We start from the raw sequence: 20,614 nt of genomic DNA, 5'->3' as shown, positions 1-20,614 counted from the left end.
ATGAATATGCTAGCAAGAATTAGTACAGTAGCAGGTAACACTTTTATCTACTGGGTTTTACTATTCACGGCTTTAGCCATGATGTTTCCAGGCGGTTTTACCTGGATTGCCCCTTATATCTCGATCCTGCTTGGAATTATCATGTTTGGGATGGGATTAACGTTATCTGTAGAAGATTTCAAGGCCGTATTCAAACAGCCTCTTGCTGTTTTCGTAGGGGTTGCTGCTCAATACATTATTATGCCGGGTGTAGCGTATCTTCTGGCAGTAGGGTTGAATCTCCCGCCTGAAGTAGCGGTAGGTGTTATATTGGTCGGTTGCTGTCCTGGGGGAACTGCATCGAATGTAATGTCGTACCTAGCGAGAGCAAATGTCGCCTTGTCAGTTGCTGTTTCATCGGTAGCGACTTTGGTGTCACCAATTCTAACCCCTGCACTTATTTACCTATTAGCGAGCCAGTGGCTTCCTGTATCAGGAAAGGACATGCTTCTCTCAACGGTTCAAATTGTTCTTCTTCCTATTATCCTTGGTATCGTCTTCAAATGGATTTTGAAGGACAAAGCAGAGGAAGGGGCGAAAATCCTGCCGCTTGTTTCTGTAATTGGAATCGTCGGTGTTATCTCAGCAGTGGTAGCAGCGAATAAAGCAAATATCCTGGAATCTGGTTTAGCAATTCTTAGTATGGTCATTCTCCATAATTTTGTTGGATTGGTATTAGGTTTCTTTATTTCAAAATGGTTCAAATTCCCGTATGCCGATCAAAAAGCAATCTCAATCGAGGTCGGAATGCAGAACTCAGGACTTGCCGCAGCGCTAGCAACTGCACATTTCTCTCCACTTACGGCTGTTCCGAGTGCGATTTTCTCTGTGTGGCATAATATTTCTGGACCATTGGTTGCTACCTACTGGGCAAAAAATGCTGCAAAAAAAGAACTGGAAATGGAACAGGCTAAAAAAGCATCCTAATTACACGGAGATAGAAAATGGATGAGGATGACTTAAAAGAATCGTTATTCAACGACCTTTTGAGTCATCCTCATTTTTTTATATATTTGACAAGGTCTTTCATCCGTTTACTTAACTGGTGGGAGGCCTTTTTCTTGATTTTGAGAAATGGTTAAGTACATTTTCGGTCCCTGTAGATAACTAGCCCTTTTTGGTTATTTTAGGTAAGATGCATTGTTTTTTTTTTTTTTTTTTTTTTTTTTATTCTAATGTTCGTGAAAAATCGCATTACACATACATTTAATAAAATTTTTGATAGCGTTTTCTGTGATTTACCGAACATTTAAATGCAGAAATTAAATTAATATTCGTCTTTTGTGTTGCCAAAATGATTTTTTCTATTTATAATCTTAAATGTAAAGGATAGATAAAACCGGATCCTAGTATGGTGTTTAATCATCATTCAATAATACTTTTTTGACTTAGAAAGTGAGGCCAGAAATGACGCAGCGAAGAATCCCTTATCTCATCTTGGCTCCAGGATTGATTCTCTTGATTTTATTTTTGGTGTTACCTCTTATTTCTACCATTTTTCCGACATTCTTTAATGGAGGGTTTACCTTTTCGAATTACACTTCGTTCTTCTTGGATGAGTATAATTTTGGTATTTTTTGGCGGACAATAAAGGTTTCACTGATTGCTACTCTGATTTGTGTAGTGTTAGGAGTTCCGACTGCCTACTACATTTCCCAAAGTCCGAAAAAATGGCGCGGGCTATTAATGTCGATCACATTGTTTCCGTTGTTAACGAATTCAGTTGTACGGAGTTTTGCATGGATTACAATTTTGGGACAAGACGGTATTTTAAATAATGCTTTGATGAATATTGGCTTACTTTCTAAGCCGCTTACGATGCTTTATACAGAATTCGCCATTGTCATTGGCTCTGTGTATCTCTTCCTGCCATTAATGGTTATTACGTTAGTGGGAATTTTAGAGAACATTGATTCTGAAATTATGGAAGCAGCAGAAACGTTAGGCGCCAATCGCTTGGTTGCTTTTGTGAAGGTTATCCTGCCATTAAGTGTGCCGGGGATTATTGTTGGCAGCATTTTAGTTTTCACAGGAAGCTTGACAGCTTATACAACCCCGCAATTATTAGGCGGGAATCGAAATATCATGTTAGCTACGTTCTTATATCAAAGTGCAACTGCACTAGGAAACTGGCAAGGTGCAAGTGTCATTGCCTTGATTATGATTGTGGCGACTTTAATCGTGATGAAGTTATTCAGCTGGGTTGCGGGACGCATGGATAAAAGAGGTGAGGAAAATGCGTAAAAATATCGGTTTAAAAATCTTTGCTGGCCTAGTTTTTGCATTTCTGTTAGTTCCTTTGCTCATTATCATAGTAACCTCTTTTGGAACAAACTCAACCATTCAATTTCCAATTAAAGGTTTTACCCTTGAATGGTATAGTAAGGTTTTTAACAATGAAGCATTTATGGACAGCTTCTTTCTTAGTCTGCAAGTAGCATTTTTTGCGACTCTCTTGGCATTAATTATTGGTGTTCCAGCTGCTTATTCTTTGGCACGTCACAGGGTGTTTGGACGAAATTGGATTAAGAGTTTCTTCCTTTCGCCAACGATTGTACCAGGCTTGGTAGTTGGATATGCTATGTATCAATTTATTGTCATCAAGTTTCAATTTCCTATCATCCAAGGATTGTTTTTAGGCCATTTCTTGATTTGCCTGCCTTACGTCATACGGGTGGTTGGTTCAACAATTGAGCAGCTTGATTTTTCAATTGAAGAAGTTTCGTGGACGTTAGGGTGCACAAAATTACAAGCGTTTATAAAAGTGGTATTACCGAACATTACTTCTGGAATTTTTGCCTCCTTCATGTTGGCATTCATTAATTCTTTCAACAATATACCTGTATCACAGTTTTTATCAGGACCAGGTGTAACCATGCTGCCAACTAGCTTAATGAATTATATAGAATATAACTATGATCCATCCGTGTCTGCTTTATCAGTTATTTTAATGCTTGGTACGATTATTCTGATGTATATTATCGAGAAGACGTTAGGGTTAGCAAGTATTTCATAGGTACAACCAGGATGTTAACAGCGAAGGGGGTAAAACAGCATTATGTCCTATGTTGAATTAAAAGATATTCGTGTGAGTTATGACAACAAAGCCAATATTTTAAAAGATTTAAATTTATCAATTGAAAAGGGCGAATTGGTTTCCTTGTTAGGCCCGTCAGGCTGCGGGAAAACAACCACCTTACGCGTCATTGCCGGCTTAATTGAGCCGAATGATGGTGAGTTTCTTGTTGACACGCAAAACTTAACAAAGGTGCCTGTTCATAAACGTGAATTTGGAATGGTATTCCAAAGCTATGCATTGTTTCCCCATCTAACGATTAAGGAAAATGTTGCGTTCGGCTTGAAATTACGCAAGGAAAAAAAGAATTCCATTGAAAAAAAGGTAAAAGATATTTTAGCGATTACAGGCTTAGAAGAGCTGGGTGACCGCTATCCCAAACAACTTTCAGGCGGGCAGAGACAACGTGTTGCTTTAGCGCGCGCCTTAGTCATCGAACCAAAATTATTATTATTAGATGAACCATTAAGCAACTTAGATGCTAAACTGCGCTTGGCAATGCGTATCGAAATTAAACGGATTCAAAGGCAATTAGGCATTACATCTGTGTTTGTAACGCATGATCAAGAGGAATGTTTCTCCATTTCAGACAGAGTTGCTGTTATGAATAAAGGGATCATTGAACAGTTCGACACACCTGAAGAAATTTATAATAATCCAAAGACGGAGTTCGTGGCCCGCTTTATCGGGTTTGAGAACTTCTTTGAATTAACACCAACAGAAGATTGGAAGTATAAAGCTGTGGATGGAACAGTTTTCCTAAGTACTCGCAATTGGGAGCCAGGAAAGTGTACGGGAACCATCCGTCCGGATGATATCGAGATTGCAAGAAATACTAAACAAAATGAAAATAATATGGTGTCAGGGATTATAAAAGTCCGTACGTTTCTGGGCAAGTCCTACCAATATGAAGTCGAAACACCTATTGGCAAATTACTCGCAAATAAAACAGATGATGTGGTCTATCAAGTTGGAGACGAAGTTACATTATCCATGCCATCTCACAAACTAATCATAGTTTAAAACATCCAAGAAAAGGGGAGAACAAAATGAAAAAGAAATTAGGTTTAGTAAGTTTAACTTTAGTAACCGCTAGTATATTGGCTGCATGCGGCGGCGGGGACAAAGATGCGAGTAAGGAAAAACAAACATTGATCATCTCAACTTTTGGTTTGGAAGAAGATAAAATGCAAGAAGATGTCTTTAAACCATTTGAAGAAAAATACAATGTGGACATTGTGTTAGAAACGGGTACGAGCTCTGAGCGTTTAACAAAATTGAAAAGCAATCCAAACTCAACGGTTGATGTGATAGAATTGTCGCAATCAAATGCGGCTGACGGTGTATCAGCAGATTTATTTGAAAAAATCGACAGCTCTAAAGCTCCAAATATGGACAACTTAATCGATAGTGCAAAAGATTTAGCTGCAGATGGTTCTGGCCCAGCCTACACGCTGAACAGTATCGGGATTGTTTATAATAAACAGACAGCAGGTAAAGAAATTAAGGAATGGGATGATCTATGGGACTCTTCTTTAAAAGGGAAAATCTCCATTCCAGACATTACTACAACATTTGGTCCAGCGATGCTATATGTAGCAAGCGGTCACGAGAATGTTGACATTACAACTGATAATGGAAAATCAGCATTTGAAGGAATCACTGATTTAGCTCCAAACGTTGTAAAAACGTATAGCAAATCTTCGGATTTAGCCAACATGTTCCAATCTGGAGAAATTGCAGCAGCTGTTGTCGGCGACTTTGCTGTTCCGATTATCACGGAATCCAATCCAGATATAACCTATGTTGTTCCGGAATCTGGAACATACGCAAACTTTAACACGATCAACATCAACAAAAACTCCAAAAATAAGGACTTGGCCTATAAATATATCGATTGGAGACTAAGCCAGGAAGTTCAGGAAAAAACGGCAGTGTCTCTTAATGAAGCTCCAACCAACAAAAATGTAGTATTAGACGAAGAGACGGCTAAAAATAAAACGTATGGTGATGTGGCTGAACGTACAAACAAAGTGGATTCATTATTTGTTAATAAAAACCTTGAATCTTGGATTAATCAATGGAATCGGATTTTAAATAAATAAAATCGATAGTAAGGAGAAGGGCTAAGGATAATTCTTGGCCTTTTTCTCTTTTTATTAAAGTACTTGGGCAGGAGGAATAGAAATGAAAGTCGATTTAGCCATTATAAATGCACAGGTTTTTAACACTTTTATCAAAAAGTTTGAAAAGAACAATGTGTTTATTATTGATGATAAATTTTATTATATAACGGGTGACGAAATTGAAAATTTACAGGCTAGTAAAGTGGTTGATGCGAAAGGGCAGTATTTAATTCCAGGATTAATGGATATTCACATGCATATAGAAAGCTCAATGACATCCCCTTCCATTTTTTCAGAAGCGGTCGTAACCCATGGAGTAACAACCGTTGTCGCAGATGCTCACGAGATTGCGAATGTGTTTGGTATGCAAGGACTTGAGGCGTTCTTTTCCCAGCCAAGTGTCATGGATATTTTCTATGCGATTCCTTCCTCTGTCCCTTCGACGACGCCAGAATTAGAAACAACTGGTGGGTTTATTGGTGTTGAAGAAGTCAAACAGCTCTTGCAGCATCCGAAAGTAATAGCACTTGGGGAAGCGATGAACTTCAATGGCATTGTCAATGAACCAGATTCTTTGATCCGGCAGATTTTACTTGCAGTTCAATCGGAAAGGCCTCTAATGCCTTTAGAAGGGCATGTTCCACGGGTTTCGGGATTAGAATTATCAAAGTTTTTATATGCAGGGATAACGGCTGATCATACCCATCAATCGCCCGAATCAATTTATGAGAAAATCACCAATGGAATGTTTTTAGAATTTCAAAAGAAATCAATTACTCCAGAAAATATGCGTGTCATTGTTAAAAATGATTTCTATGAATATATTGCAATCATTACGGATGATGTGATGGCGGACGACTTGTTGGAAGGACATTTGGATGCAAACGTACGTCTAGCCATTTCATGTGGGATGCCTGCCGAACAGGCCATATATTGCACTACTTATACGCCTGCTAGAAGAATGGGATTTCAGGATCGAGGTGCGATTGTCCCAGGTTTTAAAGCCGATTTTCTATTGCTGAATGATGTTGGAAGCTTTGAAATTGGGGCGGTATATAAGGATGGGAAATTAGTGTATAGACAGGGAAATGGAATCAGCTATCCTGCTGTGAAGCCTGATTTTCCAGAACACTTCTATAAATCCTTAGATTGCCGGGCATTGACATTAGAGGATTTACGTTTCAAGGTGAAGGCACCTGAAAAGGCTGTAGTCAACGTGATTCAAATTTCGGAAGTAGGTACATTTACAGAACATGTCCAGCGGGAGGTTAGGGTCTCAGATGGCTTTTTAGATTGGGAGAATAGCGGGTTAGCCTTAATTGTTGTGATGGAGCGATATGGGAAAACAGGTAACATCGCCTACGGATTTGTTGATAAAGCTATATATGAAAAAGGGGCTGTCGCCACTACTTGGGCACATGATCATCATAATTTGATGGTAATGGGAACGAGCTCGGAAGATATACTAGCTGCGCAAAAACAATTATTGGATATACAAGGTGGTTATGTTGTGGTACAAGCTGGGAAGGTGCAAGCCGTTTGCCCATTGCCAGTTGGCGGTATAATCAGCGATGCGCCGATACAAGAACTAGGTGCGCAATTGAAGGGAGTGCGTCAAGCCATGAATAGGTTAGGTTACCGCAACAGCAATGAAATTATGTCCTTCTCGACTTTATCTTTGCCGGTTTCACCTGCTATCAAAATTACAGACAAAGGGATGATGAATGTGCGTTCTCAAATGATGATCCCGCTAGTTGAGGGTGAACAAATTTGAAAACAGTGATTAAAAATGCTTGGATTTTAACCATGAATGAGCTGATGGGGCAGTACCCGAACGGCTATATAATTATTGATGACGACATAATTTCAGATGTTGGTGCGATGGATTCACTGCCAAATGACATTGCCTATGACAAATGTATCGATGCGAAAGGGGCTATTTTGTTACCTGGGATGATCAATACACATACTCACATAGGTATGATTCCATTTCGTTCATTAGGGGATGACTATCCAGACCGTTTACACCGCTTCTTGCTGCCGTTAGAAAATGAATGTATGAATGAACAGTTGGCATACACGAGTGCAAAATATGCCATTGCTGAAATGCAGCTTGCCGGTGTGACAACATTCTTTGACATGTATTATTTTGAACAACAATTGGCAGAAGCAGCAGAAGAAATGCATAGCCGCGCTATTTTAGCAGAAACAGTTATAGATTTAGTAACGGTTGATGTACCAGAGCCAATGGGAGGCTTACAGTATGCTCAACGTTTTATGCAGAAATGGCAAGGAAATATGAGAATTCAAGCGTCAGTTGCACCGCATGCCCCCTACTCTAATACAATTGAAGTTCTCCTGCAAGCTGATGGTTTGTCTGAAAAGTACAATGTACCATGGATGATGCATGTCAGTGAAATGGATTTTGAAATGAGTAAATTTCGTGAAGAACACCATCAAACTCCGATTGAATTTTTAGAAGAGATTGGTGTATTGAGTCCACGACTTGTAGCTGCACACTGTATTCATTTGTCAGATCATGATATTGAGTTATTAAAAAAGTATGATGTAAAAGTAGCTCATTGTATCGGTGCTAATACTAAATCGGCAAAAGGGGTAGCCCGTGTTCGTGATTTATTAGCTGCTGGTGTATCGGTTGGGCTCGGAACAGATGGTCCAAGCAGCGGGAATACCTTGGATTTATTTAACCAAATGCGATTGTTTGCCAATTTTCATAAAACGTTTTTACAGGATCGCAGTGCCTTTCCAGCTGAAGAAATTGTAAAGTTAGCAACTATCGGAGGAGCGAACGTTTTAGGACTGGAGAGGCAAATTGGCTCTATTGAGGCAGGGAAACAAGCGGATTTCATCCTAATTGAAACCGATTCAGTCAATATGTTTCCTATTTTTGATCCATATTCTGCTTTGGTATACTCAGCAAATGCTGGCAATGTAAGAGATGTATTTATCGCTGGGAAGCAAGTGGTTGCAGGAAAAACATTAGTGGATTTTGATGAAGTACAATTAAGAGCAGATCTTGCTGAAGCCATGGAGCAATGTGGATTTAAAACAAAAGCATTAAAAGCAATGGAGGAAAAATAAAGAAGGGGAAGTAGCACAAGGGCACTTTAGTGCTGAATATTGCACTGTACTATTATTATTGGAATGAGATGTATCAGCGAAAAAGTGGACTCATGGAGAGAGCTTTAAGGATTCAATGTTAAGCAATTATCAATTTTAAATATCTTTAGACTCCTTGATGAATAGGTAGCATGATGTAATATCTTCCCATTATCCCTTGATTCTATAGGGGGCATGTCTTTAGGGGGACAAAAAGTCTGCATAGGGCTGTGAATGATGAAACTATCATTTGCAGCCTTTTTCTTTTTTATAGAATATTTTCACTTATTGAAACATTTACGGTACTCATCCGTCTAATATGTATTGGAATTTTGGATATTGTGTGTCTTTTTACAGGAGATTTCCATAAAAAAATAGAATATATAGATATATTGTTTTAAATCGGCAGTACCGATGAGGAGGAAGAAAAGTGGCCCGAGAACAAATGAATCCAACGATAGAGAAAATCCTTTTAAACATTGAAAAGGTTATGATAGGAAAAAGAAATGTAGCTGAACTTAGTCTTATTGCCTTATTAGCAGAAGGGCATGTGCTGCTAGAAGACGTACCAGGTGTGGGGAAGACCATGATGGTCCGTGCCCTTGCAAAGTCTGTTAATGCTAACTTCCGGAGAATTCAATTTACTCCTGATTTATTGCCATCCGATGTGACTGGAATTTCCATTTATAATCCTAAGGAAATGGAATTTGAATTCCGGCCAGGACCGTTAATGGGGAACATTATCCTCGCGGATGAAATTAACCGAACTTCACCAAAGACCCAATCAGCACTGCTCGAAGGGATGGAGGAAGCCAGTGTAACGATTGATGGAGTGACCCATCGACTGCAAAAGCCATTCTTTGTCATGGCAACACAAAATCCAATTGAGTACGAAGGTACATATCCATTACCAGAGGCACAACTAGACCGTTTTCTACTAAAAATGAAAATGGGCTACCCAGAAGTGGATGAAGAAATAGAAGTTCTAAATAGAGCACAAAAAGTCCCGCCGATAGAAGATCTTTATCCCGTAATTGATCTTGAAGGTTTAATAGCCTTGCAAAAGGAAATCAAAGAGGTTTATGTGGATGACACGATAAAACGCTATATCGTTGATATCGTCAACATGACGAGACGCTTTTCTGGGGTCTACCTGGGGGCAAGTCCAAGGGGATCAATTGCTTTGATGAAAGCGGCACAAGCTTACGCCTTCATGTTTGGCCGCGATTATATTCTTCCGGATGATATACAATATTTAGCGCCGTTTGTTTTATCACACCGGATCATTTTAAAATCAGAAGCAAGGTTTGAAGGGATTTCTGCAGAAGAAATTGTCCATCGCGTGATTGCGAGAATACCTGTACCTGTACAAAGGCTTGTGAAGTAATGATGAGGAGATTGTGGAATCCATTCAAAAAAGTATGGAAGTTTGTCATCTTACTATTTTTGATTTTGCTTACCTTTTCTTATGCCATGTTTCAAGGTGGATTTGTAAGCTGGTTTTTATTTTATAGTTTTTTACCTTTTGCTCTCTATTGTTTCTGCTTATCGTTCTATTCTTTGAATGAGTTGGAAATTACTCGTGAAATACCTAAGACTGACTATAATGCAGGGGAGTCTTTAAAAGTAACCGTAAAGGTAAAGAGAAATTCTTTTTTTCCTATATTTTATTTGCTGATTGAGGACCAATTAAATGAAACGCTAAAGTTTTCTCATCAGAAAAAGAATGCAAAGTCACTCGTATTGCCTGGTTTTAGGAAAGAATTTTCCTATGAATATATCATTGATGAACTGCCGCGGGGGGAGCATGTATTCAATAGCTTTGTCATTCGAACAGGTGACCTTCTGGGCTTACTTGAAAAAGAAAAAGTGTATCACACTGAAAGTAAAATTATCTCTTATCCAGCCTATACAGAGTTAATTTACCGGCCATTTGAGACCCATTTTGATCAAGGTATGACTGCATCAAGAGAACGTGTACAACGTGATACCACACTGGCGATTGGCGTAAGGGATTACCAGCCGGGTGACCGCTTCTCATGGATTAATTGGAAAGCATCTGCAAAACGCAACGAAATTATGACAAAGGAATTTGAGCAGCGGCAATCCCATGATGTGTTTTTGGTGATGGATTGTGCGCCGGATAAGCACTTTGAGGCAATTGTTTCCTTTACAGCATCTTTATTACGGGCAGTTTTGAAAAAGGGAGCACAAACAGGCCTTTTAACCATTAGCCGAGAAAGAGCGTCATTTCCAATTAGAGGCGGAGATGATCAACTGCATCAACTCTTTTATCATCTTGCTAGGATAGATGCAAGTAGTTCTTCTTCATTTGAGAAGGTGTTAGAGACCGAAGGAATGTTTGTTCAGCAAACGGTATCCTTCTTACTCGTAACAGCTCAGTTAACAAAACCTTTAATAGAAAAGGCAGGCTTTCTAGGGCAAAGAAAAGGGAAAATTACTTTGTTTCTCATCAAAGGAAAATCAGAAACTCCTACCCAAGATGAGAAATCGCTGATTGCACTTGCAAATGCACGAAACGTACGTGTTCTTATGGTTCATGAAGGAAAATTTGCTTCTGCCTTTTCGGAGGTAAATGTGCGATGAAAAGAGATATCCAGACCTTTTTATTATATTTACTTGGCTTTTTGCTTCTATGGGAATGGCTGCGTCCAGTGGAGCAACTAACCCAAACTGATCATATTGAAATGTTTGTGATCTTCATTCTGCTTTCTTTTACGATATCGTTCTTACGAGTAAGGTGGATTTGGCAAACGATTTTAAAAATATGGTTCATCTTCTTTTCGCTTAACCTGTTTCATTATGATACTGGATTTTTTGAATTTAGTTGGTTGTCCTCCTTTGCAGGTAATTTGACCACAAATTTTAGTGTGATTTTGGCGAGGGATTGGGCAGGAATTACAAATGAATTTCGGACATTTTTGTTTTTTATTCTTCTATGGTTAATGGTGTATTTAGTTCACTATTGGCTGTTGAATCGGAAAAGTATTTTCATCTTTTTCTTTATGACTCTTATTTATATAACGGTTTTGGACACTTTTACACTCTATAGTGCAAAAACAGCGATTGTCCGAACGGTCGTAGTGGGTTTTGCTGTTATGGGGATGTTAACGTATTACCGTATCGTGGCTAAAGAAAAAGTAACGACTGATACTCTCATCACCCGAAAATGGATGAGGCCATTAGTTTTAATGATTGCTTTTAGCGTTATTGTTGGGATTGTTGCTCCTAAATTCGAACCAATATGGCCAGATCCTGTCCCATATCTTAAGGCAGCGGGCAATAAAGGCGGGGAGGATGGAGTTGGCAATGGTATTGCAAAAGTCGGTTACGGCACCGATGATTCTCGTCTAGGGGGCTCTTTTATCGGGGATGACAGTGTCGTTTTTCGGAGCGAAGCGCCAGAAAAAAATTATTGGAAGGTTGAAACAAAAGACCATTATACAGGAAAAGGCTGGATTCCCTCAGGTTCCACTCCCTACCAGATCGGCGGAGAGGATTTAGTCCCTGTATTTTCTATTCCTTCTAATGTGGAAACCCGGGATGAGCGTGCATCCTTATCTATGTTTATGGATTATGAGCACCTTATTTATCCTGCTGGTATCCAAAGAGTAAATTTTGAACGTAAGTATCTCTTGGAGATTGACTCAACGACAGAAAAACTCTCCATTTTAAGTGGTTTCGATTCTAAACCCGTTGCGCCAACTTCTTATGAATTGGAGTATAAGATTCCGAAATACAAAGCAACTGATTTAAGAGAAACAACAGTAGTAGATTTTGAAAAGGTTAGTGCAGAATTTCTAGCAAGGTATACTCAACTGCCTGAGAACCTTCCCGAAAGAATCAAGGAATTGGCTGAAACGATAACGGAAGGTGAAACAAATTGGTTTGATAAAGCGAAAGCAATAGAGCGTCATTTTAGTGGATCTGAGTTCACCTATAGTCAGAGTGATGTGGCTGTTCCGGGGGAAAACGATGATTATGTCGATCAGTTTTTATTTGAAACTAAAATAGGGTATTGTGATAATTTTTCCACCACAATGGCGATCTTGCTTCGATCTATAGGAATTCCTACCCGATGGGTAAAAGGGTATACAGGCGGAGAATTCTTGAATTACAGTAATGGTGATACTTCAAAATCGATCTATGAAATCACCAATAATAATGCACATTCTTGGGTTGAAGTTTATTTTCCTAATCAAGGATGGGTTCCATTTGAACCAACAAAGGGATTTACAAATCAAGTTTCGATTGATTTTACAAATCCAGATGGAACACCTGCAGCTGCAGAAACAACTGCGCCGCCAACACCAAAGCCCCAGCAGAACCTAGAGGAAGATACAGACACCCCAAAGGGGACGGAAACAACCTTTTCATTTAGTAATTTATGGATTAGCATTAAAACGTTCTTAGTTAGTAAATGGAAAATGATCCTGCTTATTTTTATCATCGTTGTGGGTGCAGCTGGGCTAGTGTATAGATTACGAGGAAAATGGATCCCGCATTTATATTTACTTCAGTTCCGTTTAAGAAAAAAGGACGAAAACATGGGCAAAGCTTATCTAATTCTCTTGGAACAATTGGAACGCTACGGACTTAAACGCAATGAAGGCCAAACATTGAGGAATTATGCTCGATACATTGATACCTTCTTTGCATCGAGAGAGATGTCTAAATTGACGGATAGATATGAGCAATATCTGTACCATCAAAAACTCCCAGAAGGAAGTTGGAAGGATTCACGAGAGTTGTGGGAAAATTTAATTAAAAAGACAATTGCTTGACCAGAAAAACAACCTATTGTTACAATGTGTTAAGAATTTAATACATTTACTACTCTTCATATATACTCGAAAATTTGGTTCGAGAGTCTCTACCGGGTCACCGTAAATGATCTGACTATGAAGGCGGGAATTTCTGTTATAGCAATTATTAAGAAACTAGAATTCTGCCTTCTGCGCTTTTTGGAGGGAGAATTCTAGTTTTTTTTGTAATGAATGTACATACTAAAAGTATTATTTGGAAGAGGTGGCCATTTTGACAAGTACGCAGGATATGATTGTTGTTTTAGACTTTGGAAGTCAATATAACCAGTTGATTACACGCAGGATTCGTGAGTTTGGTGTGTACAGTGAACTTCACCCGCATACCATTACAGCAGAGGAAATTAGAAAAATGAATCCAAGTGGAATCATTTTTTCGGGTGGTCCTAATAGCGTATATGATGAAAATTCATTTCGCTGTGATGAGGAAATTTTTGAAATGGGCCTTCCTATCTTAGGGATTTGCTACGGCATGCAATTAATGACTGTCCATTTTAATGGGAAGGTTGAAAAAGCGAAGAATCGTGAATACGGGAAAGCTGAAATGAATATTCATAATCAGACGAAGCTTTTCCATGATATGCCACAGGAGCAAATCGTTTGGATGAGTCATGGAGATTTGGTTGTGGAAGCACCTGCTGGCTTTACCGTTGACGGAACTAACCCGCACTGCCCAATTGCGGCAATGAGTAATGAAGCAAGGAAACTTTATGCGGTTCAATTCCACCCAGAAGTCCGTCACTCTGTTTATGGGAATGAGTTGTTGAAGAATTTTGTTTTTAATGTGTGTGGATGTAAAGGCGATTGGTCAATGGGGAATTTCATTGAAGTGGAAATGGCAAAAATCCGTGAGTTAGTGGGCGATAAAAAAGTCCTTTGTGCACTTAGCGGCGGAGTAGATTCTTCTGTTGTTGCCGTCCTTATTCATAAAGCAATCGGTGATCAACTAACCTGTATTTTTGTGGATCATGGGTTACTTCGTAAGAATGAAGCAGAGAGTGTTATGAAGACCTTCGCTGAAGGATTCCATATGAATGTTATTAAAGTGGATGCAAAAGAGCGTTTCTTATCTAAATTAGAAGGCGTCTCTGATCCTGAGAAGAAACGTAAAATCATTGGAAATGAGTTTATTTATGTATTCGATGATGAAGCAACGAAACTTGAGGGAATTGAGTTTTTAGCTCAAGGGACACTATATACTGACATTATCGAAAGTGGAACTGCCACTGCACAAACAATTAAATCCCATCATAACGTTGGTGGTTTGCCTGAAGATATGCAATTTAAATTAATCGAACCATTGAATACGCTGTTTAAAGATGAGGTTCGTGCACTTGGTACTGAGCTTGGAATTCCGGATGATATTGTTTGGAGACAGCCGTTCCCTGGACCTGGTCTTGGAATTCGTGTCTTAGGAGCGATTTCTGAAGATAAGCTTGAAATTGTTCGCGAATCTGACTGGATTCTACGTGAAGAAATTAAAAAGGCTGGACTTGACCGTGAAATCTGGCAATACTTTACTGTACTTCCGGACATTCGCAGTGTAGGTGTTATGGGTGATGCCCGTACTTATGATTATACAATTGGCATCCGCGCCGTTACGTCCATTGATGGAATGACTTCTGACTGGGCACGTATCCCATGGGATGTGCTTGAAGTGATTTCAACTCGGATTGTTAATGAGGTAGCTCATGTTAATCGAGTGGTCTACGACATTACGAGTAAACCGCCTGCAACAATTGAATGGGAATAAATTAAAAATAATACTTCTAAAAGCGAACGTTTTTAAATATATATTTAAAAACGTTCGCTTTTTATGTTTACAGGGATGTAATTCCCTGATAAGATAAAGAAGAAGTAAATAATTTGTCGATTTAACTCGTATAATATTGGGAATATGGCCCAAAAGTTTCTACCGAGCCACCGTTAATGGCTTGACTACGAGGCAGTGTTGAATAAAGAGGTGACCTCCTCTTTTTGTTTACACTTGCCCCAAGTCAAGCGCTCCGGTAGATATCGGAGCGTTTTTTGTTTTTATAAAAGAAAGATTCCTAGGGGGAAGAAGAATGCAAAAGTATTTTATGTTTAAAGAATTAGGGACCAATTATCGCCGTGAGATTATTGGCGGCATGACCACCTTCTTGGCGATGGCCTATATATTAGTGGTAAACCCTCTTACATTGACACTATCAAGTGTACCGGATTTACCAGATGCACTTCGAATGGATTATGGAGCGGTTTTTGTCGCGACAGCATTGGCTTCGGCGATTGGTTGTATTATTATGGGTCTTCTAGGAAAGTTCCCGATTGCCTTAGCACCAGGCATGGGATTGAACGCCTTTTTTGCTTTTTCTGTTGTGTTAGGAAGCGGGATTCCGTGGCAGCATGCTCTAGGTGCAGTATTCATTTCCGGTGTATTTTTCTTTTTATTAACACTAACAGGTTTACGTGAGAAATTAATCAATGCAATTCCGATCGAGTTAAAGCATGCCGTTGGGGCAGGTATTGGTTTATATATTACTTTTATTGGATTGCAGAGTGCTGGTATTGTAGTAAATAATGATGCAACCCTTGTTGGATTAGGTGATTTGACAGCCGGACCAACATTACTAGCTATTTTCGGGATAATTATAACGGTTATTATGATGACTAGAGGAATTAATGGAGCAGTATTCTTCGGAATGATTATTACTGTTATTGTAGGAATGATTTTTAACTTAATTGACACACCAGAGAAAATCGTCGATTCCGTTCCAAGTATAGCACCTACATTTGGCGCAGCATTTTCTTCTTTAGGTGATAGTTCTTTTTACTCAATGGCCATGCTCGGTATTATCTTGACCCTTTTGTTCGTTGATTTCTTTGATAATGCTGGGACACTCGTAGCAGTGGCGAACCAAGCAGGTATGATTAAAGACAATAAATTACCACGAGCAGGCAAAGCGTTAATCGCTGACTCAGTAGCAACAACGGTTGGTGCAGTTCTTGGTACTTCAACGACAACATCTTATATTGAATCATCTGCTGGGGTAGCGGCAGGTGCAAGAACAGGTTTTGCTTCACTTGTTACAGCAGCATTGTTTATTCTATCACTGTTTTTCTTCCCGTTATTATCTGTTGTTACTGCAGCAGTTACAGCACCAGCATTAATCATTGTTGGGGCGTTGATGGTTGGTTCGTTAGGGAAAATCGAATGGACGAAATTCGAAATCGCAGTACCGGCCTTCCTTACGATGATTGCCATGCCTTTAACCTATAGCATTGCTACAGGGATTGCGATTGGGTTTATCTTTTACCCAATTACAATGATTGTTAAAGGGCGGATGAAGGAAATTCACCCAATCATGTACTTCTTCTTTGTTATTTTCGTTCTCTACTTCATATTTTTATAATTGTGTTAAAAGAGTCTGTGTTGTTCACAGGCTCTTTTTTATAGTATGAACTATTAGAAACTGTCGAATAATGTCGTTGACATCTTGTTTTGTCTCTTATAACATGGTGTTACAAAGATAGTCGGGATGAAATGGGGGAAGGTTATTGTGAAGCTGTTGATTGATAAGGTGTTAAATAACAATGTTTTAATAGCTGAACACCCTTCCTATGAAGAAGTAGTTCTGATCGGAAAAGGGATTGGTTTCAATCGTAAACAGGGAGATTTTATTGAAACAGATTCGGTAGAAAAACTATTTGTACTTAAAAATGAAAAGGAACAACAAAATTATCTTAAATTGCTTCCTTTTATTGATAATGATCTTTTAGAAGTAATTATTTCTGCTATAGGACTAATCAAACAAAGAACTCATACACAGTTAGATGAGCATATCCATGTTGCATTAACCGATCACTTAATGTTTGCGATTAACAGAGTATCTAAGGGCATGGAAATGAGTAATCCGTTCCTGGTAGAAACAAAAACTCTTTATCGTCATGAATATGAAATCGCTGCGGAAGTTGTAGAATATATTAATAAAAAAACAGGGATTTCTCTGCCAGTAGGTGAGATAGGTTTTATTGCAATCCATATTCACAGTGCTATGACAAATAGAAACTTATCTGAAGTTAATCAGCATTCGCAATTAGTCAGCAGGCTGGTGAAAATGGTAGAGGAGCAATTTGAAATTGATATAGATAAAGAGAGCATTGATTATATGAGGCTGGTGCGTCACCTGCGATTTACGATTGAGAGAGTCATTAAAGGGGAAAAAGTAGAGGAACCAGAAAAAATAAATTCCCTATTGAAACAAGAATATCCTGTATGCTATAATCTCTCATGGAAGCTCATTAAAGTGATGCAACAGACATTAAAAATGAAAGTATTTGATGCAGAAGCTGTGTATTTAACGATGCATTTGCAGAGAATACAGAAAAAATTTAAATAGCTATTATTTTTTACGTGTTACTGATTCGATCAGGCATGAGTAAAAAGTGATAATTGAAACAAAGGTTTTGGGGTATTCTATACCCGTAGCCTCATTTCAATTGAACTTTTACTCATGCCTTTTTTGTGTTTTTGTGGGAAATGAAAACGCTTAATGAGCTATATGAAAAAATGGAGGTATATTTATGTTTAAAAAAGCTTTTGGTGTCTTGCAAAAGGTCGGTAAAGCATTAATGCTCCCGGTTGCACTATTACCGGCTGCTGGTATATTACTTGCTTTAGGGGCCGCGCTCCTAAACCCAGCACTTTTAGATTTAGCACCATTCTTAGATAACAGTACGGTTAAGATGATTGCTTCTGTTATGCAAAATGCCGGAAACATTATCTTTGGAAACTTACCGCTCTTGTTCGCAGTTGGTGTTGCTGTTGGGTTAGCTGGCGGTGAAGGAACTGCAGGTTTAGCGGCTATTATCGGATACTTAGTCATGAATGTAACCATGGGGACGGTACTTGGTATTGCTCCTGAGGATGTTAATGGTTTAAGTTATGCAAGTATATTAGGTATTCCTACTCTTCAAACAGGAGTATTTGGTGGTATTATCGTCGGTATATTAGCAGCATCTATGTACAATAAGTTTTATGAAATTGAATTACCATCCTATTTAGGATTCTTCGCAGGAAAACGTTTTGTGCCAATTATTACTGCAGCTACTGCTCTCGTTTTGGGAATATTAATGATTTTCATTTGGCCCCCGATTCAAAATGGTCTAAATGCATTCTCTCAAAACATGGTACATGCAAACTTAACGATCTCTGCTTTTATTTTCGGAGTAATTGAACGTTCATTAATTCCATTTGGTTTACACCATATTTTCTATTCGCCATTCTGGTACGAATTCGGAGAATACGCAACAAAGGCAGGAGAAGTGGTTCGTGGAGATCAACGTATTTTCATGGCGCAAATCACTGATAATGTTCAAAATTTAACAGCTGGAACATTTATGACTGGTAAATTCCCATTCATGATGTTTGGACTTCCAGCGGCAGCCTTAGCTATTTATCATGAAGCAAAGCCTGAAAAGAAAGTTCTTGTAGGAGGATTAATGGCTTCGGCAGCTCTTACATCTTTCCTAACTGGTATTACAGAACCAATTGAATTCTCGTTTTTATTCGTAGCACCAATATTATTCGGTATTCACGCAATTTTTGCCGGATTCTCGTTTATGATTATGCACATGTTAGATGTAAAAATCGGGATGACGTTCTCGGGTGGTTTGATTGACTATATCCTGTTTGGATTAATTAACCCGCAAACTAATGCGTGGATTGTTATTCCTGTAGGTCTTGTCTTTGCGGTTGTTTATTACTTTGGTTTCCGTTTTGCAATTAGAACCTTTAATTTAAAAACTCCAGGACGTGAGCTAGAAGAAGAAGAAAATCAATCTCCAACTGGTAAGGCTGGGTCAGGTGATTTGGCTTCTAACATTTTGGATGCGATGGGTGGTAAGGGAAATATTGCTCATTTAGATGCATGTATCACCCGCCTGCGTGTTTCTGTTAATGATATTAAAGAAGTTGATAAAGCCCAACTGAAAAAGTTAGGCGCTGCAGGTGTACTTGAAGTAGGGAACAACATCCAAGCAATCTTTGGACCACGTTCAGAAACCATTAAAGGACAAATGAAAGATATAATGGAAGGAAAGAGACCACGCACAACCGTTAAGTCACCAGAAAAAGGCGTGGAACAACAAATTGAGGAAATTAATCCAGAAGCGCTTCAAAATGCACGCAGCACAGAAGATGAAGGATTTATGGCGCCGTTAAAAGGTGAATTAAAGCCAATCACAGAAGTGCCTGACCAAGTATTTGCTGGTAAGATGATGGGCGACGGATTTGCGATTGTTCCGGTAGAGGGTACAATTGTATCCCCTGTAAATGGAAAAATAGTTAACCTATTCCCAACAAAGCACGCAATCGGCATCCTTTCTGATACTGGACGTGAAATTCTTATCCATGTAGGAATAGACACCGTAAATCTAAAAGGTCAAGGGTTTGAAACCTTAGTAGCTGAGAATGATGTTGTAGAACAAGGTCAGCCATTACTAAAAGTGGATCTAGATTATATTAAAGAACATGCTACATCTACGATCACACCAGTTGTGTTCACGAACTTAGCTGAAGGTGAAAAGGTAGTGATTGAAAAGCCGGGTCAAGTGGATCTAAAACAATCGGGGATTATTAAAATTACGAAATAAAAGTATGGCCGGCTCTCTTATGGGAGTCGGCTTTCTTCTATATATTAATGAAGAAATTAGTGAATGAAATTAATTTTAATATTTTGTTGACGTTTGGACAGTAATGATGTTATTATATTTTAGCAGTCGTTAATGACAAGTTAACAACACGCGGGCGTTGAAAACATTTTAAAAAAGGTGTTGACGCTGAGGTAACAAAATGATATAGTTATAGAGTTGCTTCTGAGCGAGATTGTTCATGAGGTAAGGATAGATATTTGTTCTTTGAAAACTAAACAAACAAGAACGTCAACAAACAATTTTTTAGCTTTTTATAAAAGCTAAGCCAACGTAACAAAATGAGCTATATCAACTTTCTTGGAGAGTTTGATCCTGGCTCAGGACGAACGCTGGCGGCGTGCCTAATACATGCAAGTCGAGCGAATCTTTAGGAGCTTGCTCCTAAAGGTTAGCGGCGGACGGGTGAGTAACACGTGGGCAACCTGCCTGTAAGACTGGGATAACTTCGGGAAACCGGAGCTAATACCGGATAATCCTTTTCCTCTCATGTGGAAAAGCTGAAAGTCGGTTCACGCTGACACTTACAGATGGGCCCGCGGCGCATTAGCTAGTTGGTGAGGTAATGGCTCACCAAGGCGACGATGCGTAGCCGACCTGAGAGGGTGATCGGCCACACTGGGACTGAGACACGGCCCAGACTCCTACGGGAGGCAGCAGTAGGGAATCTTCCGCAATGGACGAAAGTCTGACGGAGCAACGCCGCGTGAGCGATGAAG

At 39.1% G+C, this 20,614-nt stretch carries 14 protein-coding genes, 1 rRNA gene and 2 riboswitches (1 of these 17 only partly in view); all 15 genes read left to right on the top strand.

All coding sequences use genetic code 11. The features are described from left to right. Positions 1–966, top strand: coding sequence for a bile acid:sodium symporter family protein (locus QUG14_RS16775; RefSeq protein ID WP_289341645.1), 966 nt, complete (start codon positions 1–3; stop codon positions 964–966). A 480-nt stretch (positions 967–1,446) separates the two neighbouring features. Next, the gene (locus QUG14_RS16770) at positions 1,447–2,283 is read left to right on the top strand and encodes an ABC transporter permease (protein ID WP_289341644.1); all 837 of its coding nucleotides are present in this window, start codon (positions 1,447–1,449) and stop codon (positions 2,281–2,283) included. Next, positions 2,276–3,055, top strand: a complete 780-nt coding sequence (locus tag QUG14_RS16765; protein WP_289341643.1) for an ABC transporter permease — start codon at positions 2,276–2,278, stop codon at positions 3,053–3,055. The genes QUG14_RS16770 and QUG14_RS16765 overlap by 8 nt, the downstream gene beginning before the upstream one ends. 42 nt (positions 3,056–3,097) lie before the next feature. After that, positions 3,098–4,138: an ABC transporter ATP-binding protein gene (locus QUG14_RS16760; RefSeq protein WP_289341642.1), complete on the top strand. Its 1,041-nt coding sequence runs from the start codon at positions 3,098–3,100 to the stop codon at positions 4,136–4,138. A gap of 26 nt (positions 4,139–4,164) precedes the next feature. Next, positions 4,165–5,220: an ABC transporter substrate-binding protein gene (locus QUG14_RS16755; RefSeq protein ID WP_289341641.1), complete on the top strand. Its 1,056-nt coding sequence runs from the start codon at positions 4,165–4,167 to the stop codon at positions 5,218–5,220. 82 nt (positions 5,221–5,302) lie between these two features. Continuing rightward, entirely contained in the window at positions 5,303–7,015 is a 1,713-nt protein-coding gene (locus QUG14_RS16750; RefSeq protein WP_289341640.1) for an adenine deaminase C-terminal domain-containing protein, read from the top strand. 5 nt (positions 7,016–7,020) lie between these two features. Continuing rightward, entirely contained in the window at positions 7,021–8,343 is a 1,323-nt protein-coding gene (locus tag QUG14_RS16745; protein WP_289344171.1) for an amidohydrolase, read from the top strand. 463 nt (positions 8,344–8,806) lie between these two features. Then, a complete protein-coding gene (locus QUG14_RS16740; protein ID WP_483310809.1) occupies positions 8,807–9,748 on the top strand; it encodes an AAA family ATPase in 942 nt (313 codons plus the stop codon). Next, positions 9,748–10,968 (top strand): DUF58 domain-containing protein, encoded by a 1,221-nt coding sequence (locus tag QUG14_RS16735; protein WP_353961076.1) that lies wholly within the window; start codon positions 9,748–9,750, stop codon positions 10,966–10,968. The genes QUG14_RS16740 and QUG14_RS16735 overlap by 1 nt, the downstream gene beginning before the upstream one ends. Beyond that, complete coding sequence (locus tag QUG14_RS16730) at positions 10,965–13,166, top strand: transglutaminase TgpA family protein (RefSeq protein ID WP_289341638.1); 2,202 nt, start codon at positions 10,965–10,967, stop codon at positions 13,164–13,166. The genes QUG14_RS16735 and QUG14_RS16730 overlap by 4 nt, the downstream gene beginning before the upstream one ends. Before the next feature lie 36 nt (positions 13,167–13,202). Then, positions 13,203–13,304: riboswitch (purine riboswitch) on the top strand. A 133-nt stretch (positions 13,305–13,437) separates the two neighbouring features. Next, positions 13,438–14,958 carry a glutamine-hydrolyzing GMP synthase gene (gene guaA / locus QUG14_RS16725; protein WP_289344169.1) on the top strand — a complete coding sequence of 507 codons (1,521 nt, stop codon included), beginning with the start codon at positions 13,438–13,440 and terminating at the stop codon, positions 14,956–14,958. Between the two features lie 106 nt (positions 14,959–15,064). Next, a riboswitch (purine riboswitch) is annotated at positions 15,065–15,166 on the top strand. A gap of 105 nt (positions 15,167–15,271) precedes the next feature. Next, positions 15,272–16,597 (top strand): NCS2 family permease, encoded by a 1,326-nt coding sequence (locus QUG14_RS16720; protein WP_289341637.1) that lies wholly within the window; start codon positions 15,272–15,274, stop codon positions 16,595–16,597. 144 nt (positions 16,598–16,741) lie between these two features. Further along, a complete protein-coding gene (glcT, locus tag QUG14_RS16715) occupies positions 16,742–17,584 on the top strand; it encodes a glucose PTS transporter transcription antiterminator GlcT (protein WP_289344168.1) in 843 nt (280 codons plus the stop codon). Between the two features lie 184 nt (positions 17,585–17,768). Beyond that, complete coding sequence (gene ptsG, locus QUG14_RS16710; RefSeq protein ID WP_289341636.1) at positions 17,769–19,838, top strand: glucose-specific PTS transporter subunit IIBC; 2,070 nt, start codon at positions 17,769–17,771, stop codon at positions 19,836–19,838. 354 nt (positions 19,839–20,192) lie between these two features. Then, positions 20,193–20,614: ribosomal RNA gene (locus QUG14_RS16705) — 16S ribosomal RNA — on the top strand; it runs 1,128 nt beyond the window's last position.

It is taken from the genome of Neobacillus sp. CF12 (genome assembly GCF_030348765.1).
Classification (GTDB): Bacteria; Bacillota; Bacilli; order Bacillales; family Cytobacillaceae; genus Neobacillus.
Note: the sequence above shows the minus strand (reverse complement) of the source record. Positions and strands in the feature narration are given on the sequence as shown.